Here is a 20190-nt window from a genome sequence, read left to right as displayed (position 1 = left end):
TCCTTTACACAAATAATGAACTTATTGAAGTTTCTTCATGAATTCTCTTTATTGCCTCACCTAAAAGATGGGCAACTGTAAGAACTTCTATTTTAGGGCATTTTTCCTTTTTATCTCCAATTGGGACTGTATCAGTAATAATAACTTTTTCCAATACCGAATCATTTAGTCTTTCTATGGCAGGTCCTGAGAGCACACCATGTGTGGCTGCTGCAAAAACTCTTTTTGCTCCCTTTTCTAATAATGCCTTTGCTGCCTGTGTTATTGTGCCTGCAGTGTCTATCATATCGTCAATAAGAATGGCATCTTTGTCCTTCACATCTCCTATAACATGCATTACTTTTGAGACATTTGGAGCATCTCTTCTTTTATCAACAATTGCAAGGGGAGCATCTATTTTTTTCGCAAATACTCTCGCCCTTTCTGTGCCTCCAGCATCTGGAGAAACAACGATGATATTATCAAGCTTGTTTTTTCTAAGATAATCTAAAAAAACAGGTAGCGCAATAAGATGATCAACTGGAATATCAAAAAATCCCTGAATTTGTCCTGCGTGTAAATCAATAGATAGAACTCTGTTAGCTCCGGCAACTGTTATTAAGTTTGCAATCAGTTTTGCTGAAATAGGAACTCTTGGTTGGACTTTTCTGTCCTGTCTGGCATATCCATAATAGGGAATTACTGCTGTTATTCTTCTTGCTGAAGCTCTCTTAAGGGCGTCAATAAGAAGTAAAAGTTCCATGATATTCTGGTTTACAGGAGGGCATGTAGGCTGAATTATAAATGCGTCTGAGCCTCTGATGTTTTCCTTAATCTGCACCATTATTTCGCCATCGCTGAAAGTAGTAACAGTTGTTTCTGTTAACGGGGTTTGTAGATACTCGCTAACTTTTTTTGCAAGTTCTGGATTAGCATTACCTGTAATCAGTCGTATTCCGTTCGGCATTATAGCAAACTCCTAAAATAAAAATTAGCCCTCCTATGAGGGCTTTTTTATTAACTGGGGAGGCAGGATTCGAACCTGCGAATGGCGGATCCAAAATCCGCTGCCTTGCCGCTTGGCGACTCCCCAAGTATTTAAATCATTTTTTTTCAAGCTACAAGGGTCTGTACAGCCCTGCACCAGTATCCTGAAAAGGCCTCAGAGGCGGCTAAAGCCTCTTCTTTACTACTAAATAAACCAAATACTGTTGAACCACTTCCACTCATCAGGCTTGCTTTTGCACCTAAAGTCAAAAGTCTTTTTTTTATCTTATCTATCTCGGGATATTTCTGTAATACAACCTTCTCAAGGTCATTCCACAGAGTTAATTTTTCATCCCCGCGAACAAGTAATTCATACAACTGCCAAATATTATTATTAATTTTTTCATAAATTTCTGTCAATTCTCTCGTGAGGGTTAGAGAATTATAAGCCCATTTTGTTGAAATACTAAAAGGTGGTTTTACAAGCAATAGAGTATGAGATTTCTTAATTTCAAGGGGTTTAACTATGTCACCTCTTCCCTCAACAATGCATAGGGGAAGATTGAAGAAGAAAGGAATATCACTTCCTAATTTTGCTCCTATTTGTTGAAGCTCTGAATTGCTTAATCCAATTTGCCACAGTTTATTAATTGCTTTCAGTGTTGCTGCAGCGTCAGAACTTCCACCAGCCAATCCAGCACCTATGGGAATTTCTTTGTTTAAGGTTACCTTTATACCTCTGTTTATACCTGTGTAGTCTTGAAAAGCTCTGATTGCCTTATAGATAAGATTATTTTCCATTTTGATTGGCATGTTGCAAATAATTTCCACTCTATCTGAATCATCAAATATCATAGTGTCATATAAATCTATTGCATGAATAAGAGAGATTATGTCATGATAACCATCTTGTCTTTTTCTTAGAACAGAAAGAACCCAATTGATCTTGGCTGGTGTTTTAATAGTAAGCATTAATTTTTAAGAAATTTTTTGATGTTTCTTATTTTTTCCTCAACTCTTTCTTTTAACCCAATCTCTTTTTCATGATACTTAAGAGCCTCTTGCCAAGCATTCAATGCCTCCTGGAAGTTGCCGAGGTCTTTATAAACATCTCCGAGATGTTCAAGAATAACAGGGTCATCTTTCACATATTTTATTGCTTCAACAAGATATTTCAATGCAAACTGCTTATTGCCGAGCTTGAAATGAACCCATCCCAAGCTATCTAAATAATAGCCATTGTTTGGCTTTATTTTCACTGCCTTTTCAATCAAACGGAGGGCTTCCTCAAGATTGATACCTCTGTCAGCATAACTATAACCCAAATAGTTTAAAGCTTCTGCATGCTCAGGATTTATGGAGATAACTTTTTTCATAAATTGCTCAGTTTTTTCAAAAATTCCAAGCTTATCAAATACTACTCCTGATAGGAAGTTAATATCAACATGGTCTGGAAATTTAATTAAAGCCTTTTCTGCATAATTTTTTGCAATCTCATATTCTTTCATCTCCATAGAAGTTTCTATGGCATAAATATAAATCTCAGGCACATCATCTGCAAACTGTAGAACTTCGTCATAGATATTTAAGGCTTCTTTATATTTTTTTTGTTTCAGATAAACGGTTGCAAGATTAACAAAGGCATTAACTTGTTTAGGATTAAGAGATATTATTCTTTTCAGAATATTCTCGGCTTCAGCAAACTTTCCTGTTTCTATATAATTCAATGAAAGATAATAAAGGAGATTTAGGTCATTTGGATGTTTTGAAAGAAGATAATTGAGCTCTTCTGAAGCTCTATCAAATTGTTTTGTCTGCAAATATAGAATTGCAAGTTTTTCACTAATCTGTTCTGACTCTGATTTTTGTCCTTTAAGGGCTTCAAGTTCTTCAATTGCCTGTTTGAATGATTTACGGGATATGTATAAATTAATCAGTCTCTCTCTGGCAAAAAGATTTTCAGGATTTATCTGAAGTGCTTTCTTAAAATAAGACTCTGCCTCCTTTGAATTCCCTCTAATCTCTTCTATTACTCCAAGATTGGTATATGCAGGTTCATAATCGGGATTGATAGCGATGATTTTTTGAAAAGTTTCGCTCGCTGATTTGAAGTCCTTTTTTTCAATATAAATTACACCTAAGAAGTGCAAAGCCATAATATTTTCATCATCTTCTTTAAGCATGAGCTTAAAGGCTTCTTCCGCTTTATCTAACATTCCTCCTGATAGATAAAGATTGCCAATTTTTGCAAGAATTTCAGTTTTGTTGGCAACCTTATCGATTATTTTTTCATAAACGCTGATAGCTTCCAAGATTTTCTTTTCTTTAATGTAAATTGCAGCACGCACTTTTAGGGCTTCAATATTATCAGGTGAGTTTTGTAAAGCATCCTGAATGAGTTCCTCTGCTCTTTCTATCTGTTCTACTTTTAGATAAGCATTGGCAAGAATTATTTTTAGGAATACTGACTGAGGAGCAGATTTTAAAGCCTGCTCATAATATGAAATTGCAGAAGTTATATCTCCATTAATTTCAGAATAGTATCCAGCAATAAAAGGATAATATGAATCCTCTTCAGCAAAGACCAAAACTGGTATAAATAAAACGAAAAAAGCTACTATTAATGCACGGAACATATAATATTATGGCACAACAATAGGTAATAAAAAAAGGGGAGAAAAATCTCCCCCTTTTGCTCATGTAAAGAGACACTTAGCAAGAACTCTTGCACTTGCAGGTAGGCATAGCCTTTCCTGATACTTTCCTAATCATGGCGTACCTCCCTTTCATAGGGATTTAAACCTCTTCATGAGGTTCATAGAGCTTCATGCTCTAAATTCATTATATCAATTTTTTGTAAAAAAATCACAAAATCAATTATCATTAATTCATGAAGCCCAAGTTAAAAAGAGTATTCCAATGCCAAAGCTGTGGTTATATCTCTCCCAAGTGGATAGGTAAATGTCCTGATTGTGGAGCGTGGAACAGTTTTGTTGAAGAAGTGATTGATAATGCGCAAGCTTCTGCAAAAAAAACAGAATTATCTGTTAAACCTCTTTCTATATCCTCCATAGAGATTTCAGTTTCAGACAGAATCTCAACAGGTATCGGAGAGCTTGACAGAGTTCTTGGCGGTGGGATTGTAAAAGGTTCTTTTGTGCTGATCGGCGGTGATCCTGGCATAGGAAAATCTACAATAATGTTACAGGTTGCTAATAACATTGCCCAAAATTATGGGAAGGTGCTTTATGTCTCAGGAGAAGAGTCTCTGTCGCAGATAAAACTCAGAGCAGAGAGGCTGCAAGCAAAATCAGATGATATTCTTCTTCTTAGTGAGACACTCGTTGAAAAAATTATTGACTGTGCACATGATATTGAACCATCTTTGTTGATTATTGACTCAATTCAGACTGTTTATACTGAGGAAGCAGTTTCAGCACCTGGAACAGTCAGTCAGATAAGGGAGTCTGCAGCAAAATTTATGAATTTTGCCAAACGGACAGGCACTCCTGTTTTTCTGATAGGACATGTTACAAAGGAAGGCGCAATTGCTGGTCCTCGTGTTCTTGAGCATCTTGTTGATACAGTGCTTTATTTTGAAGGAGACAGAGGCTATGCATACAGGATTTTAAGAAGCGTAAAAAACAGATTCGGACCCACAAATGAGATAGGAATTTTTGAAATGACAAGTGAGGGACTTCACGAAGTTGAAAATCCCTCAGCAATATTTCTATCGGAGCATTCCTCCTCAAGTGGTTCAGCAATTACAGCTACTATGGAAGGAACAAGAGCAATTCTTACAGAAATTCAAGCACTTGTTACTCCTTCAAATTTTGGAATGCCAAGAAGAAATTTCATCGGCGTTGATTACCAGAGAGTCAATCTCCTTGTAGCTGTTTTAGAGAAAAGGGGTAGAATAAATTTTGCAGGAGCAGATATTTTTGTAAATGTTGTCGGAGGACTTAAAATAACTGAGCCAGCCTCTGATTTAGCAGTCATATCTGCAATAATCTCATCATTTAGAGATGTTCCTTTGCCAGAGGGGATGGTAATTTTTGGAGAAGTTGGATTAAGTGGTGAAGTGAGAGCAATCTCGCAGGCAGAGCTTCGCCTTAAAGAAGCAGCAAGAATAGGAATGACAACTGCAATCATACCAAAAAGCAATCTTGAAAGAATGAAAGAAAAAATTAAAATAAAAATCAATGGAGTGGGGTCAATAAATGAACTTATTGAAATTATTAACAGTTAGCCTTATTGTTTTTTTAATATTTGGATGTGCAGAAAAAAAACCAGTTGCTTTAAAGGAGTTTGAAGCAGAGGATTTACAGGATTTTATCTCTAAGATGAAAAATTACAATTTCATTGAAAGCAGTTTAAATATTCAGTATGAAGCAAAAAACAGTGTTCTCACAGGCGATGCTTTGCTGAGGATTACTGAAAAGGAACTTTTACTAAGAGTATATTACATGGGATTTCCCGCAGGAGAGCTTTATGAGGAAAGCGGAGAGGTAAGTTCGACTCTTTTGATTGAAAAGGATAGATTAAAACAGCTAGCATTAGGCATAAGAAAGGCTTTCATATGGTGGAATGGTGATTTCTCAATAGAGGAAGATGAAAATTATTACATTTTAAAAGAAAAGGACGGAAGAACTGTGCTTCTTTCAAAAGCAGGCTTTATGCCAGTAAAACAAACTTTAAATATAGATGGACAGAGTGTTTTGATCAATTATGATGCATACAATAAGATTACAACAGAAAATGGAACTGTTTTAAACATGCCTTCCAACATTGTTGTTTATTACAAAAATCGGACTCTTAAAATAAAAGTGGAAAAAATTAAGCTGAAAAGTGAGCCGTGAATCGTGGATGGAGGCTGGAGATTAAAGGATAATGGGGAAAAAATTAGGTCAGCATTTTCTAAGAAACATTGAAATTCTTGAAAGAATAATAAGTGTCTCTGGAATAACTTCTTCTGACACAGTGGTTGAAATAGGTCCTGGCATGGGTGACCTAACAGCAGAACTGCTTAAGCATGCAAAGGAAGTAATTGCCATTGAGATAGACCAGAATCTTTTCAAAATTCTAAAAGAAAGATTTGTCAACAGTGAAAATTTGAAACTTGTTAACCAAGATGCTTTAAAATTTCCATACGAACAACTCGGTCCTTTTAAGGTGGTTGCAAATATTCCATATTACATAACAAAGCCGATTATTTTCAGGCTTATTGAGGCAAAAAATCTTTTATCAATGACCCTTACCATTCAAAAAGAAGTCGCAGAAAGAATCAATGCAAAGCCTTCAACAAAGGCATATTCTGCCCTAAGCATCATAGCCCAGTATTACATGGAGACTGAGATTAAGTTTTACATTCCTCCCCATTTTTTCAGTCCACCGCCAGAAGTTACATCTGCAGTAATAAAAATGGATAGAAGAGATAAGCCTCCAGTTCAACTTAAAGATGAGAAGATTTTTTTCAGAGTAGTTAAATCAGCCTTCAGTAAAAGAAGAAAAATGCTTTCCAACTCTTTAAAGTCAATTATAGATGAACCGAAAGATTTTCTGATCAAAATAGGCATTGAACCTATGAAAAGACCAGAGGAACTCACAATTGAGGATTTTGCAAAGATTGCAAATGGAGTTTGCAATCTTTGCAAATCCTAATGCAAATTTTGCAAAATTTTTAATCCATCTTTTAGCCCAATTCATATAAAATCATCTACAAATCAATAGCTTTTCATTTTGGCACATTATTTGATTTATTAAAAACTGAAATGAGCGATTTTTTACATAAAACCTTTATTAGCCTGTCATTGAGAGCTTATTGTAAAACGAGGGTGGCAATCTCCTCACTGCAAAAAGAAAGACGAGATTGCTTCGTCGCTGTTGCTCCTCGCAATGACGAAGAAGGTAGTCATTGCGAGGCATCCGTAAGGATGCCGAAGCAATCTCTTCTTTTATCTTTTTACTTCTTATGTCTCATGTCTTATGTTTTACGAATATTTAGAGATTGCTTCCCTCTCGATTTGCTCAGAGTCGCAATGATGGAAAGGAGCGAAGACTGTCACAAGCTGAAGTCGCAGCAGCCATCTGCAATAACATTTGAGAATCGCTCAATTTAGGCAAAAAAACAACAAAGAAAGGAGGTGAGGAGGATGAAAAAGCTATCAATTACTATATTGAGTGTGCTTGTTGTTTTTATAATGATAGGTGCATCAGCTTATGCATGGAAGGGTGGTGGTCCTGGATATGGAGGACAAGGTTGTCCATGTTATTCTTCGGTTGATCCTGCAAAGGCTCAACAGTTTTACAATGATACCACACCCATTAGACAAAAGATGCTTCAATTAAGAGGGGAGCTTATGCAACTTTATGCCCAGCCAAATCCTGATTGGAATGCAATTTCCAAGAAACAGCAAGAAATGGTTCAAGTGAGGACAGAGTTACAAAAAAGAGCTCATGAGTATGGACTGCCATATGGGAAAATGGGTATGCACAGATGTGGCAGAGGATGGTAAAATTAATAGGCTATTAAGCATGAAAACAAAAAATAGGAGGTATATTTATGAGAAAATTAGCAAGTATCTTGGTTATCACAGCTGTTGTAATTGCATTCGCAGGAGTATCATTTGCCCAGAAAGGTATGGGACCACACTATCCTGTTGGAGTAGACCCTGAAAAGGCGCAACAGTATTGCAAAGAGATTCAGCCACTTTATCAGAAGGACATTCAACTCAGGGGAGAACTTTTAACTCTCTGGGCACAACCAAATCCTGACTGGAACGCAATTAAGCAAAAAGAGCAGGAAAGGGCTAATCTTAGAGTAGAGATGCACAAAAAAGCTCATGAAATGGGACTTCCTCATGGATATGGTGGCAAAAGAGGATTAAATGTTAGAAGAATATGTGGATGGTAAGGCATTTGGGGGCGAAAGCCCCCCTTATAATAATGTTGGGCGTGTTTATGATAAGTATATTAATAACTACCGGTGAAGTTGTATCAGCACATGACTGGGAAGAGCAATATGACCCCAATACTGAAATTACAATCAAAGGCAAAATCTCAGAAATAATTATTAGAGAACATGGACCTGTAATTTTAGGCGTTATTAAAGATAATAGAATTTATAATGTCTTAACCGCTCCCTATTGGTATTTTGAACAGGAAAGGATACAATTGAACACAGGCGAGGAAGTAGTTGTTTACGGAGCTAAATTTTTCTCAAGAAGGGGAGAAAAGTTTTTAATGGCAAGAGAAATCCACAATATTAGCACAGGAAAAATACATACTTTTCGGGACGAATCTTTACATCCATGCTGGAGAGGTAGAGGAAAACACAGAAAATTCAACCCTCAATAGCAGTTTTTTCAGTTGATTCAATCATTCCCATGCTTTCTTCCTTGCCTATAAAAGTATCCATATCAAGAAGTATGATTAGTCTATCTTCAAGTTTAGCAATCCCTCTTATGAACTCCGAGCTTACAGAGTAAGTCATAGGCGGTGGAGGCTCAACGATATCTGTTGATATTCTTAAAACTTCATTAACTGAGTCAACTATTAACCCAATAGTTATTCCCTGAATATCCATAATCATAATTCTCTGGCTTGATTTTTCTTCTTCCTCTGGTAGTCCAAATTTCTTCCTTAAACTTACAACAGGAATAACCTTACCTCTCAAATTAATAACTCCCTCAACATAATATGGTGCATTTGGCACTCTTGTAATTTCTTTCATTCTATTTATTTCTTGCACTTTAAGAATATCCACAGCATACTCTTCATTTGCAAGGGTGAATGTTACAAGTTGTAGAATTTTTGATTCTGTCTTTATTTTTTTCTCAGTTGATACCAATGCATCGCTCATAATTAACCTCCTTCAAAACTATTTTTTGAAGTGTAACTTATTTTACATTTTAAGTTCAACTTATTATAGATATCCTGTGGTTACTATATTAAAATGTCATCTGTTTTTACTAAATTGAAATGTCACATATATGTTAACCTCCTTCTTTTAGGCAAGCAATCTAAAGGAAGGAGGTTTTATGGAGAAAAAAATACATTTTTACGGAGGAAGAGTTGAAGAGGTTTGAAGTAATGAATCAAGTCTTATCAGGCTTTTTAACCCTTAAACAAGCTCAGGAGATATTAGGGTTGAGTTACAGACAGGTTTTAAGGCTAAAGGAGAGGTTCAAGTTTCAGGGTTTTGAGGGACTTTTAAGGAAAATACCTGAGCCACCCACAGCCCTAAAGATTGACTCTTCCGTCAAGGATGAGATCATAAGCTTGAGAAAGTCCTTGTACTGGGATTTCAACATACTTCACTTTAAGGATAAACTTAAGGATGTTCATGACATTAACTTAAGCTATGAAAGTATAAGAAAGATATTGATACAGGAAGGGTTACATGAACCTAAGAAGAAAAGAAAAGTATACCGAAGGAGAAGGAGGATGCCTAAGGCAGGAATGCTTGTGCAGATGGATTCATCTCAACATAGGTGGATTGAAGGTATTGGGCAGCAATGGTGGCTTGTAGCAATGATAGATGATGCAGATGGATTTGTGTATGCTGAATTTCATCCATCTGAGACAGTATGGGCAAATATGTCAGTAATAAGAGCATATATAGAGCAAAGAGGTGTCTTTATGGCTTTATACACTGATAAAGCCTCTCACTTTAGGACAACAAGGCATGGAGGGCTTCACTATCATGTTGAAGTACAACATAAAGAAACCCAGATTGCAAGAGCATTAAATGAATTGGGGATTAAACTAATCAATGCAAATACTCCGCAGGCAAAAGGAAGAGTTGAACGTAAGTTTAGATTTTTTCAGGACAGGCTTATTAAGGAGATGAGATTAAGTGGTATAAGGGATTATGATGAGGCTAACAAGTTTCTCAAAGAGGAATTTCTTACATGGAGTAACAGTAGATACACTCTTTCTGTAGAGAGTCTTTATATGCCTGTGGCTACAGAAAAAGACCTTGACCTTGTCTTTTCAATAAAACATCCAAGAAAAGTGAACAAAGACAACACATTAAGATACTGTGGAGGAGTTTATCAGATACTTCCTGTAAAGGGAATTAAGAGCCTTGCAGGCAAATGGGTAGAGGTTTGTGAACTTAGAGACGGTAGAATGGAGATATTATGGGAAGGCAAACGTATAGGATATTCAGAAATAAAAGGATTAGATAAGACAGAAAAAGAGAGACTTAAAGAGAAAGAAGAGATTTTAAATCTCAGGACTTATATAGAGGAACAGAGAGAGCAGAAGGAAAAGAAGAAATATAAACCTGCAGCTAATCACCCTTGGAGGAGAAGCTTAAAATAAAATGTGACATTTTAATGTAGTAATAAAGTGTGACTTGACTTTAGTAATAACATACTTTTTGTGGTCAGAAACCAAAAAAATGGCTATAGAATACACATTTGAATAAATAATTTTTGCTGTCATTGTGATGCATCCGTCAGGATGCAGAATCAATCTCTTTATGCATAAAGGGAGATCACTTCGGCTTGCTTTACAAGCCTTGTGATGACAGGAAAAAAGTTATTGCGAGCCTGCCGTCAGGCAGGCGTGGCAATCTTGTTTCCTAACGAAATGGAGAAAGACGAGATTGCTTCCTCCTCGCTTTGCTCGGAGTCGCAATGACAGAGAGGTGTTCACCAATCACCATTTACCAATTAGAGACTGCTTCGCTCCAGATTGCCACGCTATCGCTCGCAACAGGGGGCTCGCAGTGACGAGTGTCTATCTCTATTTTTCATTACTGACAGTCATGATTTTCTATCGCTATTAAAGACATTTTTTGTATTTCAAACTTTTTTCTGTTATACTATAGAGCAATGGATATACATCAGCTCAAAGTTTTTATTTCTGTTTACAAAACTCGTAGTTTTTCAAAAGCAGGAGTAGAACTTTATCTGACTCAGCCTACTGTGAGTGAACATATTAAAACTCTTGAAAAAGAACTAAATACTAAATTGTTTGACCGAATTGGCAAAACAGTTATACCTACAAAAGAAGCTGAAGTTCTCTTTGAATATGCATTAGACATTATCCAACGAATGGATAATCTTAAGGATTCTTTTCAAAGAGCAATAAAAACGCCATCTGGTGAAATGTTTGTTGACTCAAGTAGTATCCCGGGGACATATATTTTGCCAAATTTGATATCCCTATTTAAACAAAAATTTCCAAATATTTCTATAAATATAAGTGTTTCTGATTCAAAATCTGTGATTGAAAATCTGATTTCTGGGCAAATTCTTCTTGGTGTTGTTGGAACAAAAATAAATAACCCTGCGATAAACTATACACCTTTTATGGATGATGAATTAGTAATCGCAAGTCCTAATTTTATAGGAAAATCACACATTACCCCTGAGGAGCTTCTTGATTACCCTTTCATTATGAGAGAAGAGGGTTCGGGAACAAGAAAAGAGATGGAGAATTGGTTAAATAAAATAGGTATAAACATCGCATCATTGAAAGTTGTTTGTACATTGGGAAGCACTGATGCTGTAAAGCAGGCAATAAAAAACGGGTTAGGGATATCAATACTTTCAATACATGCGATTAAGGATGAAATAGAATGCAAAAAATTAAAGGCTATCAGAATCAAAAATTATGAGATGAAAAGAACTTTTTACATTATTACTCACACAAAAAGAAACCTGCCTTATATATATAAACTTTTTTACGACTTTTTGATAGAAAAAGCCTTTACTTTATAATGCTGTCTAATCCTTCAGGAGAGAATCCAACAGCCCTTTTTCCATTGTACGAAATAAAAGAGGGAGTACCGTTTATCTGAATTTGGCTCATAAGCGCTATTGATGCTTCAATCTTTTTCTTTCCCTCATCACATAACTGCCCTTTCCAATCAGAGTTTAAATAACCCTGATAATCCATGCCTGAACAAACTGCTTTGATAGATTTATCTTTTGCTTGAGGATGTAATTGCTCAAGGGGGAAGAAAATGACTTTTACCTCAACCTTTCTTGAATCTGCCCACTCTTTCACAGCCTGTTTTGATCTCTCACAAAATGGACAGTCTGGATCAGTAATCAAGTATACATATTTATTTGCACCCTCAGGTTTGTAGGAAAATGCAACAACCTTTTCTATCTCCGCGGAGAAATTCTGAAAAATACTCTGCTGTAAGCGTGCAAGGGTAGCTTTGTTTAAAAATTCGCCGTTTTGATAAACATCTCCAAATAGGAATGTTTTACCATCTGGAAATGCATAAAATACATTGATATGCCCTGCTTTCTGAATTACAATCTGACAAAGATTAGTCCCTTTTATATCATTTTTTTCAACTAACTTATCAAAATCAATCTTTAATGCGCTCTTTATAGCATCCTCTTTAATGTTTGAACAAGGATTAGAGGACATATTACAACTTACAAGGACTAACAGACAAAATACAAAGAAAAGCCTAAATATTCTCATTTTTCACCTCGTTTGTCTTTTTTTTAAGTCTAACAGATATGAGGACATACAAGTCAATAAAAATTGAATAAGCTAAACTTAAATTGGGATATTTTCGTAGAAAACCTTTGTTAGCCTGTCATTGGAAACCTAATGATTTTTTCTGTCATCGCAAAGAAGCCGTTCTTTTATAACGTTGCGAGCGAAGGAATCTAAAAAGGCGAGATTGCTTCGTCGCTTCGCTCCTCGCAATGACTCCTCTTTGTCATCACGAGGCTTACGAAGCAAGCCGAAGTGACCTCTCTTTTTGTGACGGGGGATTGAAAGACGAGATTGCTTCGCTCGCAATGTTCCGTGTTAATTTGTCAAGTATTTTTTTCCATTCATTGCAATTTCTTCATTGTATGGTATCCCACTTTTTAAAACTCCATATACCTGCCTTATTAGTTTATGGGCTACTGCTATCAATGCCTGCATCTTGCTCTTGCCCCTTTGTATCATCCTCTAATACAATGCTTTGCATGCCTTATTATATCTCATCGCTGACATCGCTGCCATATACAATATCTTCCTTATATATGCACTCCCCTTCTTCTGTATCCTCCCCTTTTTCTTTACACTCTTGCCCGATTCATATACTCTCGGGCTTATCCCTATATAACTGCCTACTGCCTTTACTCTGTCAAAATTTTCAAAACATCCAAGCATTGATACTGCTATGCATGCTGTCCTCTTGCCAACTCCAGGCACACTCTCCGCTAACTTTATCTGTTTCTCATAACTGGCCTACCGCCAATTCTTCCAATTCCTTCTCCATCTTCTGTATTGTTTCCTCTGCATTTTTTATGAGCTCGTTAAAATTTTCTATTACTGTATCTACCATTATCGGTTCATATCTTAATGCTTCTCTTTGATTCTTTAAACAATTAAGATGTTTCTGAATCTTCGCAAGGCAAGTTAATAGTATCTTAATCTTCCGCTGGGGTTCATCCATTGGCTTAAATAATCTTATCTCTTCGCAAATCTCCACACTCTCAGCTATCACTGCAGAGTCTATTTTGTCTGTCTTCGCTCTATTAAACTTTGCATCCGCAAGTTTCTTTGTCTGCAGCGGATTCAAAATTGCTACCTTATACCCTTGCTCATATAAGGCATGGGCTAATTTTAAATGATAAACCCCTGTATGTTCCATAACAACCAGTATATCCTCTTTACAGCAGTCAGGTAGCTCCTTTTTCAAAGCCTTATGCAACTGCTCTGCATGATTCTTTAGATTGAAAGAAGCTCTTTTACCTTTACCTCTTTCCCTGATTGTTACTGCTATGGTATCCTTTGCCACATCTACTCCAACTATGAACTTCTCTTTTGTCATTTCTCTTCCTCCATTTGATTTTTTTGTTTTTCTTCCCTTATCCTATCATCGTGGGAACTCATTCAGGCTGTCTGAGCCTAATGTTCCGTTCAGGCTTAAGGGAAGGGAGAAGGTGGTGGACAACATTGCGAACGGTCTTTAAGACCTATGACAAATCCTCCTTGCCCACCTTCTTTCTTCCTTTTATTTTAACTTATCCCTGTTTAGTGTCCATATATTTATCATACGATGACAGAGAGAGAATACCTCGCAATGACCGAAAGTAAGAAAGCCTATCTGGAGCCAAAGGCGTGGCAATCTCTGAGATTGCTTAGAGAAGTCTGTCGTGATCCGAAGGCGTAGTGACTATTTACAATGACACTTGAGAATCAGCGCAATTCACTCTTGTCCAAAATAAATTTTTTAAAAAGCTCCGATCTGGGTAAAATAGATAAACATTTAGCTTAAAAATTAAAGACCCAGATCGGAGGTGTATATGAATAAGTATAGCAGTATTTTCAGTCAAATTCTATCCCTTTTTCCAAGATTAGAATTTGAGAAGTCAGTCAAAGCAGACAGAAGCTGAGCGTAGAGCAAAAGGGTTTACGAGTTGGGGGCAATTTGTAGCTATGTTATTTTGTCAACTTGGGCAGGCGCATTCTCTAAGAGAGATATGTAATGGACTTGCCAGTTGCGTTGGCAAGTTAAGGCATCTTGGTATAAAAGAAACTCCAAAGAGCTCTACCCTTGCCTATGCAAATGAACACAGACCGTGGGAACTCTTTCAAGCAGTATTTTATATGCTTCTTCAGAGATGTCAGTCTAAATTTACTGGCAAGAGGAAATTCAGATTTAAGAACAAGCTAATGAGCTTTGATGCATCTGTAATAGAGTTGTGTGCAACAGTATTTGACTGGGCAAAATTCAGAAAGACTAAAGGTGCGGTAAAGTTGCATTTACTACTTGACCACTCAGGATATTTACCTGAATATGCGCATATAACAGAAGGTAAAGTGCACGAAGTAAACATATTAAGGAGACTTCATTTTTGTTCTGGTGCCATAGTAGTAATAGACAGAGGGTGTGTTGACTATGCTTTATTTGGTAGATGGACAGAGGAGGGGGTATATTTTGTAACAAGGTTAAAGGACAACGCCTCTTATAAAGTGATAAAGAGCCTACCAGTGCCAAAGAACAGAAACATAATTCGGGATGAGATAATCAAGCTTAAGGGTTTTTATGCAGAGCAAGACTGTCCATATGAGCTACGGAGGATAGAGGTCATGGATAAGGAAACAAAAGATACAGTTGTGCTACTCACGAACCAACTGAACTTTGGTGCAACGACCATATCAGAGATATACAAAGACAGATGGCAGGGCAGATTTTTTAAGACATTGAAACAAAATCTAAGAGTAAAAACCTTTGTAGGGACATCAGCGAATGCACTTAAGATACAGATATGGACGGCATTAATAGCGATACTGATACTGAAGTATCTGAAGGAGTTATCAACATTTGGATGGTCATTAAGTAATCTAGTTGCATTGTTGAGACTAAACCTATTTACATATAGGAATTTATGGGAATGGATAAATAAACCGACAGAGACACCGCAAATTGAGCCTCAAATAGAACAGTTAAAATTTAGACTTGTTTAATTGGACAGCAAATAAAAAGAAAGGGGGGTAACCTGATTTTGAAAAAGCAAATTTTCTTGTCCAAAAGTCTTATTTTATGCGGATGTTTTTTATGAGTTTAGATTATTTTGGACAGCAATGAGCGCAATTAAGATTAAAATTTTATCAGCTATGTGCATTATAATAAAATGATGAGCATTATTGAACCAGAAATTTTTAACAATCTGAATCTCAAAGCTTTTTTCACAAAAAAGAGTTTCAATATTAAATCTATCTCTCCCCTTTACCTTCCAACTCAAAAACACACTGACAATATCTGGGTTTTAAAAAATAGAGAGGAAGAAACTATTGTGGCTGACGCTTTAATCACAAACCTGAGAAATATTTTCATAGGAGTGAAAGTTGCAGATTGTTTACCTGTGCTTTTGTATGACCCAGTTAATCAAGTCATTGGTGCAGTTCATGCAGGCTGGCGAGGTACAGCGAAGGGAATTCTCAAAAAAACTATATTTGTTATGGAAAAAGCAATGGGATGTGATATTGAAAATATCTTAATTGCTCTTGGTCCTTGTATTAAAGGTTGCTGTTATGAAGTAGGAGAAGAAGTTTTGGAGGCTGTTTATAAGGAAACGTCATCAGAAGATTTTATTCTCCGAAGGAATGGCAAATATCACATTGATATATCTAAAGCAAACATTATCCAAGCTTTATCAGCTGGAATTAGATATGAAAATATATGGGCATCTGATGATTGCACATATTGCAAATCTGATGAATATGCCTCATACAGATTTCATGGCAAAAAAGCTGGCAGGCAATATGGTTTAATAGGAATGTTATAATAAAAAAACGGGGTGTAGCGCAGCTTGGTAGCGCGCACGGTTCGGGACCGTGGTGTCGGAGGTTCAAATCCTCTCACCCCGATAAAAATAAAAAGGAGAAGGACAAATGCTATTTAATGCCTATTATTTCTGGTTTGGATTTTACTTTAACTAATCTGCCTCTGGCAGGTTAGTCTGTTTAAAAAATAAATTAAGGCAGACAAGCCAGGGGCAGATAAGTCCCCGGTTTGTCTGCCTTTTTTATTTATATCTAAGCTGAGCGTTTTTATAAACCTTTTTAGTACGTAATTGCGAGCTTCACCAAAATTGAGGCGTGGTTATCTCGGAGATTGCTTCGCTTCGCTCGCAATGACATGTAAGAGGCGAACAATTTAGTTCATAAAACACATATAGGAGGTTTAAAAATGGTAATTGTAATGAAGCCAGACGCAACAGAACAACAGCTGAAGGAGGTTTTATCTAAGATTGAGGAGTTAGGTTACAAACCTCATGTAATCTATGGTGCTACAAGAAATGTTATTGGTGCGGTTGGCGATGAAAGAGGAAAGTTTGTTCTTCAAAGCCTTGAAATTCTCGACGGAGTAGAAGCAGTTATCCCAATTCTAAAACCCTACAAATTGGCATCAAAGGAGGTCAAAAAGGAAAAGACAGTTATTAATGTAGGAGATGTCTCAATTGGAGGAAATGATATTGTCATTATTGCAGGTCCTTGTGCTGTTGAAAATGAAGAACAAATTATCAATACCGCCTTAGCAGTTAAAAAAGCAGGAGCAGATATTTTAAGGGGAGGTGCCTACAAACCAAGAACATCTCCTTACACCTTCCAGGGATTAGGAGAAGAGGGATTGAGACTTCTTAAAAAGGCAGGAGAAATGGCAGACATGCCAGTTGTCACAGAAATAGTAAACCCAGAACATCTTGATCTTGTCTGTGAATATGTTGACATTCTACAGATTGGAACTCGAAATGCACAAAATTTTGAACTTCTAAAAAGAGTGGGTCAGACCAACAAGCCTGTAATTCTTAAACGAGGCATGTCTATGACAATCAAAGAATGGCTTATGAGCGCAGAGTATATTTTAAGTGAAGGAAACATGAATGTGATTTTATGTGAACGAGGAATAAGAACCTTTGAGAATGCAACAAGAAATACTCTTGATCTGTGTGCAATAGCTGTGCTTATGGAAGAAACTCATCTTCCAGTTATCGTTGACCCCTCCCATGCAACAGGTTATGCAAAGTATGTCTCTCCAATGGCATGTGCTGCAATTGCTGCAGGCGCAGATGGCTTAATGATTGAAGTTCATCCTCAACCGGACAAGGCTTTTTCAGATGGTCCCCAGTCCTTAAACTTCAATGCCTTTGAGAAAATGATGGAAAAAGTGAGGCTTTTTAGCAATGTAGCGAGAACAAACTATCCGTAGCGGATTTTCATCACTATAATCAAGGAAATAATGATAAGGGAGAAAAAATTTGCCATTATAACAGGAAGCTCTTTAATAAGAAGCCCGTAAAAAAGCCATAGTGCAATACCAACGGCAAGGAATATGAACATGGCTAAAGAGACATCCCGTGCGGATTTAGTCCTATAAATTTTTATTGCCTGCGGAATGAGTGCAGAAGTTGTTATAATACCAGCGATTATTCCTATGAGATTATTTAAATTCATTGAAATTTCCATACTTTATATTGTATCATTTTTTAAATGGAAACAATTAGCGAAGAAATATACCACAACATAAGAATTGAAATTCAAAGACTTAAAAAACTTCCTACCCTCTCCTCTAATGCTGAAAAAATTATAGAATTAACAACGAAAGAAAATATACATCTTGATGAACTTGTAAGCAGCATTGAAAATGACCCGCCTATTATGTCTAAAGTTTTAAGTATCTCAAACATTGCTTATTTTGGTTTCTCAACCCCAATAACAAGCATCAAAGATGCTCTATTCAAAATTGGCTTTAAAACTCTAAAAAATATTGCATTAAGTGTAGCTGTATTTAGTATCTTTAAGGGACATGGAGAAAAAGAAAAAAGCTACGAAAGAATTTTTAAGCATTCTGTTGTAACTGCAACAATTTGTAAAATCATATCACAAGATTTTCTTAAACATGACTACGACGAAGCCTTTGTTGCAGGCATGCTTCATGATATAGGATTTTTTGCCCTAAATTTTGCTTTTTATGACTATTTTAAAGAAATAGAAAGGGCTTTATCTTCAGGAGATTCTCTTTTAGTAACTGAAAAAAAAATATTAGGAACTGATCATACAGAAATAGGGAAATGGCTTGCTGAATTTTGGAAATTCCCAGAATCAGTGTGCTATGTTATTGCTCATCACCATGAATTATCAAATAAAGTTGATAAATATGCTGAAATTAATGCCATTGTGCATCTCTCATCATACATTGCTGAAAATTTAGGATATAAACTATTTGAAGGCTTCTATGAAAATCCATTTTACAAAGAAGAAACATATAAAATCCTCTGCCTTCCTGAATTGAATGATTTAATATCTCATGTAAAAAGCATTATCTCTGAGATGGAAGAAATATGAGAGAATTTTTAACTGAAATAGCAAAACTCATTAATATAAGCAACTATGAAAACTATGATGAAGAAACTTTAAAGGAACTGATTCTGAAACAAGTTAACAATAGATTGGCCATTGAAACAGCAGTTTTTAATTTAAGTGAAGATTTTGCCTGGAGTTGTGAAATTTCCCTTAGGGTCATATCAACCATTTGCAGAATCATAGATAAAATTAATTCTCAAAAAAATATTTACGAATTTATAACCTATTGTTTTGATGAGTTTATAAAAATTCTACCCATAGAAAACATTTCATTTATGGAAAAACATCCCAGATGGAATTATCTAATTTTAAAAGCAGCTTCAGGTAAAATCAAGTTAGATGAATTCCACACGAAAAAATTCAACATAGACAAATCCTTTTGTGGTTATGCTTATAAAAACAAATATTATGTTTACACTCCATATGCTTCAATGGATGAGAGATTTGACAAAACTCTTTCAACATTGCCAATTAAAACACTGTTGTCAGTCCCAGTAAAAATTCAGAAAGAAATTATCGGAGTAATAAATTATTCACATTCTAAAGAGAATGCCTTTGATGAATTAACTATTTTTTATTTCGTATCAATGACAGAGCTTTTCTCTGCAATTCTCACTCTTTTCAAATTATATAAAGAAAATCTTCATTATCGCAGAAAGCTTGAGAAGGAAATTATCAGAAAGAGTAAAGAATTATTGAAAATTAGCAAAAAATTTTACAAGGAGTCAATCACTGATGTTCTTACAGGTCTTTATAACAGAAGGCTCTTTTTCAAAAGATTGGATGAGGAGTTTTCAAAATTTTTAAGATATGGAAACAGTTTTTGTCTTATTATCTTTGATCTTGATGCTCTTAAGAAAATAAATGATACTTTTGGACACAGCGAAGGAGATAGAATATTAAAACTATTTGCAAAAATTTTAAAAACCAACAAAAGAAAAGAGGATATAGTAGCCAGAATAGGCGGAGATGAATTTGCATCTATTGTATTTGTATCTGCAGAGGGTGCTTTAAAATTTGCAGAAAAAATTAGGGAGCAAATTAAATCTTCCTATAAAAAAGCTCCTGTTAGCGTCTCTGGTGGAGTTGGCTGTATAGGGAAAGGTTGTTCTTTCAAATATTACAAGAATTATAGAGAATTCTTTAATGATGTTGATAAAATGCTCCTCAAAGCTAAAAAAACAAAAGACAGCATCGCCTTATTGGAAACCTAAATTAAGTGATTTTTCTATAAAAATCACTTAACTCGGATTAGAAAAAAATACACACAATTATAGGCATGCGGAAAAAATTAATGCTTGGCTATTTTATAAATGTGGAAATAGAAAAATTTTTGTTTTTTTAAGTCAAAATTAAAAAATAGATAATAAAGAGGCTTAT

The 20190-nt window shown here is 35.8% G+C and carries 22 protein-coding genes and 2 tRNA genes; 14 read left to right on the top strand and 10 right to left on the bottom strand.

All coding sequences use genetic code 11. The features are described 5' to 3' along the window. Nucleotides 1-4: 4 nt before the first annotated feature. The 4 genes from ACYQ3P_RS06445 to ACYQ3P_RS06430 form a co-directional block, all read right to left on the bottom strand. Nucleotides 5-946 (bottom strand): ribose-phosphate pyrophosphokinase, encoded by a 942-nt coding sequence (locus tag ACYQ3P_RS06445; RefSeq protein ID WP_460177117.1) that lies wholly within the window; start codon nt 944-946, stop codon nt 5-7. 54 nt (nt 947-1000) lie between these two features. Then, nucleotides 1001-1072, bottom strand: a tRNA-Gln gene (locus ACYQ3P_RS06440). 20 nt (nt 1073-1092) lie between these two features. After that, nucleotides 1093-1938 carry a 4-(cytidine 5'-diphospho)-2-C-methyl-D-erythritol kinase gene (gene ispE / locus ACYQ3P_RS06435; protein ID WP_460177116.1) on the bottom strand — a complete coding sequence of 282 codons (846 nt, stop codon included), beginning with the start codon at nt 1936-1938 and terminating at the stop codon, nt 1093-1095. Then, entirely contained in the window at nt 1938-3602 is a 1665-nt protein-coding gene (locus tag ACYQ3P_RS06430; protein WP_460177115.1) for a tetratricopeptide repeat protein, read from the bottom strand. Before ACYQ3P_RS06430 ends, ispE begins: the two co-directional genes overlap by 1 nt. Before the next feature lie 254 nt (nt 3603-3856). On the opposite strand from ACYQ3P_RS06430, the gene radA reads away from it, so the two are divergent. The 6 genes from radA (at nt 3857) to ACYQ3P_RS06400 (ending at nt 8322) form a co-directional block, all read left to right on the top strand. Further along, nucleotides 3857-5215 (top strand): DNA repair protein RadA, encoded by a 1359-nt coding sequence (gene radA, locus ACYQ3P_RS06425; RefSeq protein WP_460177114.1) that lies wholly within the window; start codon nt 3857-3859, stop codon nt 5213-5215. Further along, complete coding sequence (locus tag ACYQ3P_RS06420) at nt 5187-5825, top strand: hypothetical protein (RefSeq protein WP_460177113.1); 639 nt, start codon at nt 5187-5189, stop codon at nt 5823-5825. The genes radA and ACYQ3P_RS06420 overlap by 29 nt, the downstream gene beginning before the upstream one ends. 31 nt (nt 5826-5856) lie before the next feature. Further along, nucleotides 5857-6627: a 16S rRNA (adenine(1518)-N(6)/adenine(1519)-N(6))-dimethyltransferase RsmA gene (gene rsmA, locus ACYQ3P_RS06415; protein WP_460177112.1), complete on the top strand. Its 771-nt coding sequence runs from the start codon at nt 5857-5859 to the stop codon at nt 6625-6627. Nucleotides 6628-7118: 491 nt separating this feature from the next. Next, nucleotides 7119-7481 (top strand): hypothetical protein, encoded by a 363-nt coding sequence (locus ACYQ3P_RS06410; protein WP_460177111.1) that lies wholly within the window; start codon nt 7119-7121, stop codon nt 7479-7481. 47 nt (nt 7482-7528) lie between these two features. After that, nucleotides 7529-7879: a Spy/CpxP family protein refolding chaperone gene (locus tag ACYQ3P_RS06405; RefSeq protein WP_460177110.1), complete on the top strand. Its 351-nt coding sequence runs from the start codon at nt 7529-7531 to the stop codon at nt 7877-7879. Between the two features lie 47 nt (nt 7880-7926). After that, nucleotides 7927-8322 carry a MamS/MamX family magnetosome protein gene (locus ACYQ3P_RS06400; protein WP_460177109.1) on the top strand — a complete coding sequence of 132 codons (396 nt, stop codon included), beginning with the start codon at nt 7927-7929 and terminating at the stop codon, nt 8320-8322. Here ACYQ3P_RS06400 and ACYQ3P_RS06395 read toward each other — a convergent pair. Beyond that, entirely contained in the window at nt 8309-8827 is a 519-nt protein-coding gene (locus tag ACYQ3P_RS06395; RefSeq protein ID WP_460177108.1) for a chemotaxis protein CheW, read from the bottom strand. The two genes, ACYQ3P_RS06400 and ACYQ3P_RS06395, sit on opposite strands and share 14 nt — an antisense overlap. Before the next feature lie 212 nt (nt 8828-9039). Between ACYQ3P_RS06395 and ACYQ3P_RS06390 the strand changes: the two genes are divergently transcribed. Together ACYQ3P_RS06390 and ACYQ3P_RS06385 are read left to right on the top strand one after the other, a co-directional pair. Beyond that, entirely contained in the window at nt 9040-10293 is a 1254-nt protein-coding gene (locus ACYQ3P_RS06390; protein ID WP_460177107.1) for an ISNCY family transposase, read from the top strand. A gap of 515 nt (nt 10294-10808) precedes the next feature. Then, complete coding sequence (locus tag ACYQ3P_RS06385) at nt 10809-11699, top strand: selenium metabolism-associated LysR family transcriptional regulator (protein WP_460177106.1); 891 nt, start codon at nt 10809-10811, stop codon at nt 11697-11699. On the opposite strand, the gene ACYQ3P_RS06380 is transcribed toward ACYQ3P_RS06385, so the two are convergent. The 4 genes from ACYQ3P_RS06380 to ACYQ3P_RS06365 all read right to left on the bottom strand — a co-directional run bounded on the left by ACYQ3P_RS06380 (nt 11689) and on the right by ACYQ3P_RS06365 (nt 13771). After that, nucleotides 11689-12420, bottom strand: a complete 732-nt coding sequence (locus ACYQ3P_RS06380) for a thioredoxin fold domain-containing protein (RefSeq protein ID WP_460177105.1) — start codon at nt 12418-12420, stop codon at nt 11689-11691. The genes ACYQ3P_RS06385 and ACYQ3P_RS06380 overlap by 11 nt on opposite strands. 336 nt (nt 12421-12756) lie before the next feature. Beyond that, on the bottom strand, nt 12757-12900 hold the full coding sequence (locus tag ACYQ3P_RS06375) for a hypothetical protein (RefSeq protein ID WP_460176822.1): 144 nt from the start codon (nt 12898-12900) through the stop codon (nt 12757-12759). A gap of 3 nt (nt 12901-12903) precedes the next feature. Continuing rightward, a complete protein-coding gene (locus ACYQ3P_RS06370; protein ID WP_460176823.1) occupies nt 12904-13149 on the bottom strand; it encodes a transposase in 246 nt (81 codons plus the stop codon). A gap of 25 nt (nt 13150-13174) precedes the next feature. Then, nucleotides 13175-13771: an IS110 family transposase gene (locus tag ACYQ3P_RS06365; protein WP_460177104.1), complete on the bottom strand. Its 597-nt coding sequence runs from the start codon at nt 13769-13771 to the stop codon at nt 13175-13177. A 533-nt stretch (nt 13772-14304) separates the two neighbouring features. Between ACYQ3P_RS06365 and ACYQ3P_RS06360 the strand changes: the two genes are divergently transcribed. The 4 genes from ACYQ3P_RS06360 (at nt 14305) to aroF (ending at nt 17656) form a co-directional block, all read left to right on the top strand. Further along, nucleotides 14305-15411, top strand: coding sequence for an IS4 family transposase (locus ACYQ3P_RS06360; protein WP_460177103.1), 1107 nt, complete (start codon nt 14305-14307; stop codon nt 15409-15411). 152 nt (nt 15412-15563) lie between these two features. Then, on the top strand, nt 15564-16232 hold the full coding sequence (pgeF, locus tag ACYQ3P_RS06355) for a peptidoglycan editing factor PgeF (RefSeq protein ID WP_460177102.1): 669 nt from the start codon (nt 15564-15566) through the stop codon (nt 16230-16232). An 8-nt stretch (nt 16233-16240) separates the two neighbouring features. Next, nucleotides 16241-16314, top strand: a tRNA-Pro gene (locus ACYQ3P_RS06350). Nucleotides 16315-16636: 322 nt separating this feature from the next. Further along, nucleotides 16637-17656: a 3-deoxy-7-phosphoheptulonate synthase gene (gene aroF / locus ACYQ3P_RS06345; protein WP_460177101.1), complete on the top strand. Its 1020-nt coding sequence runs from the start codon at nt 16637-16639 to the stop codon at nt 17654-17656. Here aroF and ACYQ3P_RS06340 read toward each other — a convergent pair. Beyond that, nucleotides 17647-17913 carry a SemiSWEET transporter gene (locus ACYQ3P_RS06340; protein ID WP_460177100.1) on the bottom strand — a complete coding sequence of 89 codons (267 nt, stop codon included), beginning with the start codon at nt 17911-17913 and terminating at the stop codon, nt 17647-17649. The two genes, aroF and ACYQ3P_RS06340, sit on opposite strands and share 10 nt — an antisense overlap. Before the next feature lie 24 nt (nt 17914-17937). Here ACYQ3P_RS06340 and ACYQ3P_RS06335 point away from each other — a divergent pair, with 24 nt between their 5' ends. Together ACYQ3P_RS06335 and ACYQ3P_RS06330 are read left to right on the top strand one after the other, a co-directional pair. Continuing rightward, nucleotides 17938-18792 carry an HDOD domain-containing protein gene (locus ACYQ3P_RS06335; RefSeq protein ID WP_460177099.1) on the top strand — a complete coding sequence of 285 codons (855 nt, stop codon included), beginning with the start codon at nt 17938-17940 and terminating at the stop codon, nt 18790-18792. Further along, complete coding sequence (locus ACYQ3P_RS06330) at nt 18789-20024, top strand: sensor domain-containing diguanylate cyclase (RefSeq protein ID WP_460177098.1); 1236 nt, start codon at nt 18789-18791, stop codon at nt 20022-20024. The genes ACYQ3P_RS06335 and ACYQ3P_RS06330 overlap by 4 nt, the downstream gene beginning before the upstream one ends. The last annotated feature ends 166 nt before the right edge of the window (nt 20025-20190 follow it).

It is taken from the genome of Thermodesulfovibrio hydrogeniphilus (assembly GCF_054657355.1).
Note: the sequence above shows the minus strand (reverse complement) of the source record. Positions and strands in the feature narration are given on the sequence as shown.

Bases quoted from the DNA above. Each gene is read 5' to 3' on its own strand.
- ACYQ3P_RS06405 (WP_460177110.1), top strand. From the start codon at position 7,529: ATGAGAAAATTAGCAAGTATCTTGGTTATCACAGCTGTTGTAATTGCA.
- ACYQ3P_RS06395 (WP_460177108.1), bottom strand. From the start codon at position 8,827: ATGAGCGATGCATTGGTATCAACTGAGAAAAAAATAAAGACAGAATCA.
- ACYQ3P_RS06380 (WP_460177105.1), bottom strand. From the start codon at position 12,420: ATGAGAATATTTAGGCTTTTCTTTGTATTTTGTCTGTTAGTCCTTGTA.
- ACYQ3P_RS06385 (WP_460177106.1), top strand. From the start codon at position 10,809: ATGGATATACATCAGCTCAAAGTTTTTATTTCTGTTTACAAAACTCGT.
- ACYQ3P_RS06420 (WP_460177113.1), top strand. From the start codon at position 5,187: ATGAACTTATTGAAATTATTAACAGTTAGCCTTATTGTTTTTTTAATA.
- radA (WP_460177114.1), top strand. From the start codon at position 3,857: ATGAAGCCCAAGTTAAAAAGAGTATTCCAATGCCAAAGCTGTGGTTAT.
- ispE (WP_460177116.1), bottom strand. From the start codon at position 1,938: ATGCTTACTATTAAAACACCAGCCAAGATCAATTGGGTTCTTTCTGTT.
- ACYQ3P_RS06410 (WP_460177111.1), top strand. From the start codon at position 7,119: ATGAAAAAGCTATCAATTACTATATTGAGTGTGCTTGTTGTTTTTATA.
- ACYQ3P_RS06445 (WP_460177117.1), bottom strand. From the start codon at position 946: ATGCCGAACGGAATACGACTGATTACAGGTAATGCTAATCCAGAACTT.
- ACYQ3P_RS06400 (WP_460177109.1), top strand. From the start codon at position 7,927: ATGATAAGTATATTAATAACTACCGGTGAAGTTGTATCAGCACATGAC.
- ACYQ3P_RS06335 (WP_460177099.1), top strand. From the start codon at position 17,938: ATGGAAACAATTAGCGAAGAAATATACCACAACATAAGAATTGAAATT.
- ACYQ3P_RS06340 (WP_460177100.1), bottom strand. From the start codon at position 17,913: ATGGAAATTTCAATGAATTTAAATAATCTCATAGGAATAATCGCTGGT.
- ACYQ3P_RS06365 (WP_460177104.1), bottom strand. From the start codon at position 13,771: ATGACAAAAGAGAAGTTCATAGTTGGAGTAGATGTGGCAAAGGATACC.
- aroF (WP_460177101.1), top strand. From the start codon at position 16,637: ATGGTAATTGTAATGAAGCCAGACGCAACAGAACAACAGCTGAAGGAG.
- ACYQ3P_RS06430 (WP_460177115.1), bottom strand. From the start codon at position 3,602: ATGTTCCGTGCATTAATAGTAGCTTTTTTCGTTTTATTTATACCAGTT.
- rsmA (WP_460177112.1), top strand. From the start codon at position 5,857: ATGGGGAAAAAATTAGGTCAGCATTTTCTAAGAAACATTGAAATTCTT.
- ACYQ3P_RS06375 (WP_460176822.1), bottom strand. From the start codon at position 12,900: ATGATACAAAGGGGCAAGAGCAAGATGCAGGCATTGATAGCAGTAGCC.
- ACYQ3P_RS06330 (WP_460177098.1), top strand. From the start codon at position 18,789: ATGAGAGAATTTTTAACTGAAATAGCAAAACTCATTAATATAAGCAAC.